This window comes from Limosilactobacillus sp. (genome assembly GCF_041859915.1).
Lineage (GTDB): Bacteria > Bacillota > Bacilli > Lactobacillales > Lactobacillaceae > Limosilactobacillus.
The window spans coordinates 1-8,057 of record NZ_JBFLGB010000074.1 but is presented as its reverse complement, the minus strand read 5'-3'; the positions used below and the strand labels follow the sequence as shown (position 1 = coordinate 8,057).

Annotated in this window: 8 protein-coding genes; 5 read left to right on the top strand and 3 right to left on the bottom strand. The window is 44.2% G+C overall.

Annotated features, from left to right (window positions below; genetic code table 11):
- The first annotated feature begins 58 nt into the window (after positions 1-58).
- The gene (locus ACEYV4_RS08465) at positions 59-640 is read left to right on the top strand and encodes a hypothetical protein (protein ID WP_373842866.1); all 582 of its coding nucleotides are present in this window, start codon (positions 59-61) and stop codon (positions 638-640) included.
- Here the strand turns inward: ACEYV4_RS08465 and ACEYV4_RS08460 are convergent.
- The gene (locus tag ACEYV4_RS08460; protein ID WP_373842865.1) at positions 633-1,382 is read right to left on the bottom strand and encodes a DNA-binding response regulator; all 750 of its coding nucleotides are present in this window, start codon (positions 1,380-1,382) and stop codon (positions 633-635) included. The genes ACEYV4_RS08465 and ACEYV4_RS08460 overlap by 8 nt on opposite strands.
- A gap of 206 nt (positions 1,383-1,588) precedes the next feature.
- On the opposite strand from ACEYV4_RS08460, the gene brnQ reads away from it, so the two are divergent.
- The 3 genes from brnQ to ACEYV4_RS08445 are packed head-to-tail and all read left to right on the top strand — an operon-like array spanning position 1,589 to position 4,682.
- The gene (brnQ, locus tag ACEYV4_RS08455) at positions 1,589-2,938 is read left to right on the top strand and encodes a branched-chain amino acid transport system II carrier protein (protein ID WP_373842864.1); all 1,350 of its coding nucleotides are present in this window, start codon (positions 1,589-1,591) and stop codon (positions 2,936-2,938) included.
- Between the two features lie 36 nt (positions 2,939-2,974).
- Positions 2,975-3,880 carry an ROK family protein gene (locus ACEYV4_RS08450; protein WP_373842863.1) on the top strand — a complete coding sequence of 302 codons (906 nt, stop codon included), beginning with the start codon at positions 2,975-2,977 and terminating at the stop codon, positions 3,878-3,880.
- A 1-nt stretch (position 3,881) separates the two neighbouring features.
- Entirely contained in the window at positions 3,882-4,682 is an 801-nt protein-coding gene (locus ACEYV4_RS08445) for a Cof-type HAD-IIB family hydrolase (RefSeq protein ID WP_373842862.1), read from the top strand.
- 47 nt (positions 4,683-4,729) lie between these two features.
- Here ACEYV4_RS08445 and ACEYV4_RS08440 read toward each other — a convergent pair whose 3' ends face one another.
- A complete protein-coding gene (locus tag ACEYV4_RS08440; RefSeq protein WP_373842861.1) occupies positions 4,730-6,652 on the bottom strand; it encodes a GTP-binding protein in 1,923 nt (640 codons plus the stop codon).
- A 28-nt stretch (positions 6,653-6,680) separates the two neighbouring features.
- On the bottom strand, positions 6,681-7,154 hold the full coding sequence (locus ACEYV4_RS08435; protein ID WP_373842860.1) for a universal stress protein: 474 nt from the start codon (positions 7,152-7,154) through the stop codon (positions 6,681-6,683).
- A gap of 191 nt (positions 7,155-7,345) precedes the next feature.
- Here ACEYV4_RS08435 and ACEYV4_RS08430 point away from each other — a divergent pair.
- On the top strand, positions 7,346-8,057 hold a 712-nt coding region (locus ACEYV4_RS08430; protein ID WP_373842859.1), incomplete at its 3' end, for a lipoate--protein ligase.

Here is an 8,057-nt window from a genome sequence, read left to right as displayed (position 1 = left end):
TCCTTAATTAAACGTTGTATACTGTAATTATACAATTTTATTAAAAGGATTAATTAAAATGAACCATAATCTTAGTGTGACTTGTCCCCAATGTGGCAAGTTAAACTTAGTAGGTAATACGCGTTGTAGTAACTGTGGTGCACCGCTACCAACAACCAAGTTAAAAAGCCGGACCCCGCATCGATTGTCGAAACGGTTCCTGGCAATTATTATTACTTTTAGTGTTATCGTAGCAACAATTCTAGTAGGCGTGATTATCCAACATAACCAAATCTTATCTTATGCGACCTTTCTCAATGCTGCTCCGCAACGAATAGAATTACTTGACTACCACCACCGTCTGGTTCGTCAATTTTACCTCATTGGTGATCAGCGTCATTTTGGTGTCAATGGTATCCATGGAACGGCTGCTTCAGTTAGTCGTCTTAGTCCACATGATGACTACCATAATGCTCCTCGAGTTGCTTATGCTGATAACCGGACTCGGGGAATCTTTACTATTTTTACCCCTTCAAGAATTGTACTAACCTATCCTTCAAAGAAAGGAAGATTAACGTATAGTGGGACTTGTCATGTAGTGGGTAATCCCCAGGTTCGTTATTTCCGTTGGTTGAACCTTAGTGGCGGGGTCACTAAATGATTTGAAATGGCTGATTGAGCTGCTTAAGATAACTTAACAATTTCTTGGTGCGCAGTCGTGAGAATGAGTAAGAGTATGGACTACCCTTTAGTTGAAAAGTGTGAGCACTGAGGTTGATAGAAACAACCCGGGCTGGGTTAATTAAATAGTGACGATGGGCCCGGAAGAGAGAATGAAACTGGTCCTCGAGCTCGTTTAACGTTCCAGTAACGGTGATGACTTGATTATTAACAGTATGGAGAAGAGATTGGTGTGAATTAATGGGATTCGGTTCGAGGTAGAGAATATCAGTTGCATTGATTCGCAGATAACCAGCGGCAGTTTTAATAACTAACTGTGGTTGGGGACCACGATTGATTTTTTTGAGGATAGCTTGAAAATCTACTTGTAATTTTTTGACAATATCGTCTTGATCTTTGGCGATAAAGTCGAGGGCTTCGGTACGATAATTGTACGTTGTTGGTAGGAATTCATCGTGGACAGTGATGAAGATGATAGTTGCCAAGACATCTTGTTGACGAATAAGCTGGCTTACCTTGAAGCCGGCTTTTTTATCACCGTTAATTTCCAGGTCTAACAAGAAAACGTTATGGATATTCGGTGCGGGTAGTTTTAAATCCTGTATGGATGACCATGCAGTGATATTTAATTTCGAAATAGATAATTTATCAGCAAGTAGGCGAATTACTTTTTCTAGATATTGTTGCTCGATCCAGCGATCTTCGAGAATAAAAACATTCATTGGTTAAGTGCCCCCGTCTAATTAATTATTATTAATAATAATCTTTTTACTTGTTGACTGTCATTCCTGTGGCGTAATTAGGCTGATCTTATAACGCTTACTGAAAAAAACGTCACTTGAGTGAATGCTGCTGTGAAATGATGTTTGAATTAACCGTTATGATATAATAAGTCGATTAGATCACAACGATTGGGATGAGTTGTTACATGAAAAAATTTGGTACGGTGAGTAAGACTTATTTGATCATTGGTTCTCTCATTTTTGGCATGATTTTTGGGGCCGGTAATTTGGTTTTCCCAGTTCACCTGGGTCAGTTGGCTGGTCAGCACTGGTTGGTAGCAGCTAGTGGTTTCATTCTCTCAGGAGTTTTTCTGCCGCTCTTTGCTTTGCTAGCAATTAGTATTACCCGGTCACGGGGCCTTTTTGAGCTTGCCCTACCAGTGGGCCCTTGGTTTGCCCTGCTCTTTTTACTATTGGTTCACGTTACAATTGGACCACTTTGTGCAACACCGCGTTCGGCAACAGTTCCTTACGCAATTGGGGTTGCGCCCTACCTGAGTCATGAAATGCAACCATGGGGATTGGCTTTATATACGGGTGCTTTTTTTCTTTTGGTATACTTTTTTGCTACTCGTAAAGGTAAGGTTACACAAATTATTGGTAAGGTGCTTAATCCCGTTTTCCTAGTTATGCTTTTCATAATCTTTTTCTTGGCCTTCCTGCGCCCAATGGGGAAACTGTCCACACCACGACCGAGTGCTGCCTATGTTCAGCATGCCTTTTCCAGTGGCTTTCTCCAAGGATACAATACGATGGATGCACTGGCCATGTTAATCTTTGGGGTTACGATTATCGCGGCGGTTCGGCAGCTTGGCTTTAACGGTCAGCGAGTTTCGTTAGCCACGGCGAAGGGCGGAGTGGTTGGCATCTTGGGAGTAGGGTTAATGTATCTGGGCCTGATTTACCTAGGAACCACCAGCCGCCATCGCTTTGCAATTGCGGCTAACGGTGGGACAACCCTTAACCAAGTAGCTCATTACTACCTTGGTAATTTTGGCAATGCATTGCTTTTAACTCTAGCCACCATTACTTGTATGACCACGGCATTAGGATTGGTAATTGCCTTTTCACAAGATCTGCATGATCGTTTTCCACGAGTTTCTTATCAGACCTTTTTGCGGTTAAATTGTTTGCTGTCTTTTGCTATTGCTAATTTGGGCCTTGACCAAATTGTAACTTGGTCTACGCCACTATTAATGGTGCTTTATCCCCTTGCAATTGCCCTGATCGGCCTGGGAATGGGTGCACCCCTTATTGGACAAAGCCCAATCGTCTATCGAATAACATTGCTTTTTACCGTTATACCGGCTTGCTTTGATATGGTGAATGCCTTCCCCCCGGTACTACGAAAGCTGAAATTGAGCCAAATTATGATTGACTTTGCTCAACACAATCTACCGTTATATGATCTTGGCATGGGGTGGTTGCCTTTTGCCGTAATTGGGTTAGTGGTTGGCTTACTGGCTCAACGGTTATGGTCCCAGCGTGGTGTATAATAATTAACAGATATTAATCGCGAGGAAGGTGGGCAAATGCAACGCCGATACTTGAGTATTGATGTGGGAGGAACGGCAATTAAGAGCGCAATTATTGACCATTCGGGTAACATCATTGCTAAGGGACGGATAAGTACGCCGCAAGGTAAAGCTGCTTTCTTACGAGCTTTGATCACAATTGTTGATCGCCAGCCCGGTGCCGCTGCGCTTTGTGTTAGTGTTCCCGGAATCGTTAATCCGACAAATGGTGGCGTTCATTTTACTGGTGCACTCGGCTTTATGGGTGATTTCCCCTTAGCTAATTATTTACGGTCTCATGCAAAGAAGCCGGTCTATGTTGGGAATGATGCTAATTGTGCTACGCTGGCAGAGATGTGGTTAGGAAATTTGAATGGTATTAGGAATGGTGCTGTAATCACTCTAGGAACTTCGGTCGGTGGTGGTCTGGTGATCAATGGCCGGCTTTTGCACGGCCCTCATTTTCGGGCAGGAGAATTAAGCGCTATTATTAACGATGCTGCTTCAGCTGATCCTCATCAAGCAACGGTCGGGGCTAATACTTCTGCCGTCAAAATGGTCATGGCGGTCTCACAAGCTTGTTACCTAGCAAACCCTAAGGACGGTCGCCGCGCTTTTAAGGAGATTAATCGTCACAATCCGGCCGCTTGGCAGGCTTTTACCGAATTTTGCCGCCGGGTAGCTATCCTAATTATTAATTTGCAAGCAGTGCTTGACCTGGAACGGGTGTTGATTGGCGGTGGAATTAGTGCCCAACCGGTGTTAATTACCGAGATTCGTCATCAGTTCCAGCAGTTGCAGGCCCATGATCGGCGTTTACATGATGATATTCAAATGCCGGAAATCATGGCCGCCCACTTTGGCAATGAGGCTAACCTATTGGGTGCGCTCTATGGCTTGTTGTTAAAGATTGAGGAGGAATAAAATGACAATTCGTGCAGTTGCCACCGATATTGATGGTACTTTTTTGACCAACCAGCGTGGTTATGACCACCGATTATTTCACCAGGTTTATCAAGCATTAGTAAAGCAAAATGTAAGGCTGATCGTGGCGAGCGGTGACCAATATTATTTTCTACGTTCACTCTTTCCGAAGGTTGCTGATCAACTGGCCTTTGTGGCTGAGAACGGTGCTTTGACTATCGATCGTGGAGTTGAAGTTCACTGTGGGCGCCTGACTAGAAAAAATGCTTATGATATTTGGCAATATGTTGACTACCTATCAGGGGTTAATTACGTGATTTGTGGCCGTCATTCCGCTTATGTTATGAGTACGGCGCCACAAGCTTTTAAGCAAGAAATGCATCAATTTTACGCTCGTTGTCGGGAAATTAATGACTTTACGGATATCCATGATGACCTTATTTTCAAATTTGCTTTGGGGGTTCCTGGCAACCAAATGCGGGCAATTGCTCATGACATTGATACCCGCTTTGCTGGTGTTATTCGGGCAACGGCGAGTGGTTACGGGGTAATTGACTTAATTATCCCAGGATTAGATAAGTCTTATGGTCTTAAACTCTTATTGGATCGTTGGCAACTTGCTCCCCAAGAATTAGCTGTCTTTGGGGATGGTGAAAACGACCTCGAAATGTTTAATTTAGCCGGAATTAGTTATGCGATGGGCAACGCGCCAACTAATGTTCAAGCTGCTGCTACCCAGGTAATTGGTACTAATAATGAGCAGGCAGTATTACATCAATTAGCTAAGTTGTTTGTAGAATAAAAAATCCTACCAAGTCCTGAAGCTTTTTCAGACTTGGTAGGATTTTTTTACTTTTTTTGGTAAGGGAAACGTGCCATTTCTGGCAAACGGTTCCAGCGAACGGGGTAGCCAGCTCCGTGAGCACAAAAAACCGAATCAGGTGTGTTATCAAGGTCGGCCACGGGGTCATAGTGATGATTAGCAATTACTGTAGAAGCGTTGTGGCATGGTTGATAACCGGCGACAACGCATTCAAGCTGTCCCTGACCGTGAGTATAGTTGCGAACAGTCTGCTGGTAGTCACGCATTGTGGCAACCGGTGCTTGACCAGTAATAGTAGTTAGAGAAGATTCGGCGGCTAAGTTAAAAGTACCGTGCATCTGTTGAATATCGTTGATAGCTCGACCAACTGAACTTTGCGGGATCGTAAGCCGGAACTGGTACCACGGTTCTAATAATTGACATTGATTTTGTTGTTTTAATTCCATCAGCCCTTGCCGAACCGCCCGCCAGGTGGCCTCGCGGAAATCACCGCCGACGGAATGTACAATATTGCCTTTGCCACCGATAAGGGTGATCTTGACGTCGGTTAAGGGAGCCCCGATAAGGACCCCTAAATGCTCCTTAGCACGAAGACTAGTCATGACCTGATTTTGCCAGTTATGGTTAAGAACATCAGTCCGGCAAACATTGGCGAATTGTAAGCCGCTGCCCACTTGGCCGGGCTCTAATAAAAGGTGAACTTCGGCATAATGACGGAGCGGTTCGAAGTGACCAACTCCTTCAACCGAACCAGTGGTGGTTTCCTGGTAGAGAATCTGCCCCTGGTCAAAATGCAACTGCAAATTGAAACGCTGAGCCAGCAATTGTTGAAGGACTTCTAGCTGAACGGTTCCCATCAAATTAACGTGAATTTCTTGCAAGTGGGGTGACCACTTAACCTGGAGTTGGGGATCCTCATCAGCGAGCTGGCGGAGGGACGTTAGACAATGGTGGATATCATTACCATTGGGATCCACGGCATAAGTTAATACCGGTTGAAATTGAGGCGGTTGCTGGTTGGACGTATCACCAAGGCCTTGTCCCACAAAGGTAGTTGTCAATCCGGTGATGGCACAAACGTTACCAGCCGAGACAGCTTGTTTGATGGTAAATTTCCGCCCGTTGTAATCTCGTAATTGGTTAGCCTTTTGTTGAGGAAGCAATTCTGCTTTAGCTTGCAGTTGTCCACCAGTAACCCGGACCCAGGTTAAGCGTTCATTACCGTCGTGAGAAATTTTGAATACCCGGGCACTAAACTTCTGCTTAGGGGTGAATGCTTGCGTCCATTGTTGGAGCCCGGCTAGGAAATCATCAATACCGGTTAACTTAAGGGCAGAGCCACAATAACAAGGAGTCACTTTGCGTTGCTTAATTAATCGTTGAATTGTCGCGACTTTTAAATGATTAGTATTGAGGTATTCTTCTAAGGCGTCATCATCTTGACTAGCAATATTCTCGATGGTGGTAGTAGAAAGTGAACTGGTAAATGGTAAACACCCCGCTGAAAAACGTTTTTGTAATTGGCCAATTACTGCTTGCGGATTGGCACCCACGTTGTCAACCTTGTTAATAAAAATGAAAGTAGGTACTTGATAATGTTTAAGGAGTTGCCAGAGGGCGGTGGTGCTACCATTTAGGCTTTCAGTAGCATCGACCACGAGAATGGCGTAGTCCAGGACTTGAAGCACTTGCTCAGTTTGCGCCACAAAGTCAATATGACCAGGGGTATCAAGGAGAGTAATTGCCAAATCGTGATAATTAAACTTTGCCACGTGGGAAAAGATGGTGATACCACGCTGCTTTTCGAGTTGGTCAGGATCGAGGAAGGCATTTCCTTTGTCAACGCGGCCTAGTTTGCGTAGTGCCCCGGTTTTATAAAGCAGGGCCTCCGCAAGGGTCGTTTTACCGGCATCGACATGGGCCACAATTCCGGCAACAATTTGCTTCATGTTCGCTAATCTTCCTTCTATGAATCAGTTACTTTGCCTTTTGTGTATTCTTGATTTGGACCACCATGACGTCACACCGAGCGTTGCGGTTAACATAATTGGTAACCGAGCCGATAACAAATCGTTCCATCCCCGAAAGGCCAGTCGTGCCGATCACAATTAAGTCATTGTGGTGGTCAGCTGGGAATTCACGAGCAATGACCCGCTTAGGATTACCAAATCGAATATGAATGGCGACTTCTTTGACACCAGCTTTTTCTGCCTGAGCTTTCAAATCATTTAACCGTTCTTCAGCGGTATGAACGGCGTCATATGTTTCCTGGTCACTGAGGACGGCATTACTAAAACCATCGGCGACCTGATCGACTTGAGCGATATTTAAGATGTCGAGGTGGGCGTTATTACGCAAAGCCACATTGATAGCGGCGGCAACCACCTGTTGGGTAGCTTGAGAACCATCGACGGCAGCAACAATGTTATGGTATTGGAAGTCGTTTGTCATGATCAAAACTCCTTTAATTTTGCGAATGTTTACCTATATTATAAGTTTTTTTGGTTTATTTTGACATAATTATTGATCATTTTAAGTAGAATTTGTTGAAAACGTTTCCGAAGATGGTTACAATACACTTGAAAACTAAATGATAATTTTGTCTTCATTTAGGATGATTTGAGGAAAAGGGGTTACGCGCTATGCGTTATGTTTCAATGACTTCCCACAATATTGGGATGAATTTAGCAACTGAGCAATATTTGATGAATGACAAAGACTTTGGCAATGAGCCATTGGTACTGTTTTACTATGAGAAACCATGTATCATTGTTGGCCGGAACCAAAATACCCAAGAAGAAATCAACCAGGACTACGTTAAGGAACATCATATTCGCGTAACCCGGCGGCTATCTGGCGGTGGTGCTGTTTACCAAGACTTAGGAAATCTGTGCTTCAGTTTTGTGGTACCAAGTGATAGCGAAGAATTCGGTGATTTCAAGTCCTTTACTCAGCCAATCGTTGATGTCCTGCACAAGATGGGAGCAACTGATGCTGAAGTCAGTGGCCGAAATGATATTACGATTGATGGCAAGAAGTTCTCCGGCAACGCCATGTACTCACGGAACGGGAAGACCTTCTCCCATGGTACTTTGATGCTGGATGTTGACCTGAGCGTGGTTACTAAGGCCCTTCATGTTGCCAAGGATAAGATTGAATCCAAGGGTATTAAGTCCGTTCGTGCTCGGGTTACTAACCTGCGGCCATACCTGAGTGCAAATTATATTCCTCACCAAAGATCGAACAAGACCGTCATTATTTTGCACGGCTACATGAACAATAAGGATAAAATGGGTGCTTATGCCGCACTTTTTCACCGACTTGGTTATAATGTCTTAATGCCAGACGCTCGAG

Excerpts from the sequence above, each read along its gene's own strand:
- ACEYV4_RS08465 (WP_373842866.1), top strand. The coding sequence starts at position 59 with ATGAACCATAATCTTAGTGTGACTTGTCCCCAATGTGGCAAGTTAAAC.
- ACEYV4_RS08460 (WP_373842865.1), bottom strand. The coding sequence starts at position 1,382 with ATGAATGTTTTTATTCTCGAAGATCGCTGGATCGAGCAACAATATCTA.
- brnQ (WP_373842864.1), top strand. The coding sequence starts at position 1,589 with ATGAAAAAATTTGGTACGGTGAGTAAGACTTATTTGATCATTGGTTCT.
- ACEYV4_RS08450 (WP_373842863.1), top strand. The coding sequence starts at position 2,975 with ATGCAACGCCGATACTTGAGTATTGATGTGGGAGGAACGGCAATTAAG.
- ACEYV4_RS08445 (WP_373842862.1), top strand. The coding sequence starts at position 3,882 with ATGACAATTCGTGCAGTTGCCACCGATATTGATGGTACTTTTTTGACC.
- ACEYV4_RS08440 (WP_373842861.1), bottom strand. The coding sequence starts at position 6,652 with ATGAAGCAAATTGTTGCCGGAATTGTGGCCCATGTCGATGCCGGTAAA.
- ACEYV4_RS08435 (WP_373842860.1), bottom strand. The coding sequence starts at position 7,154 with ATGACAAACGACTTCCAATACCATAACATTGTTGCTGCCGTCGATGGT.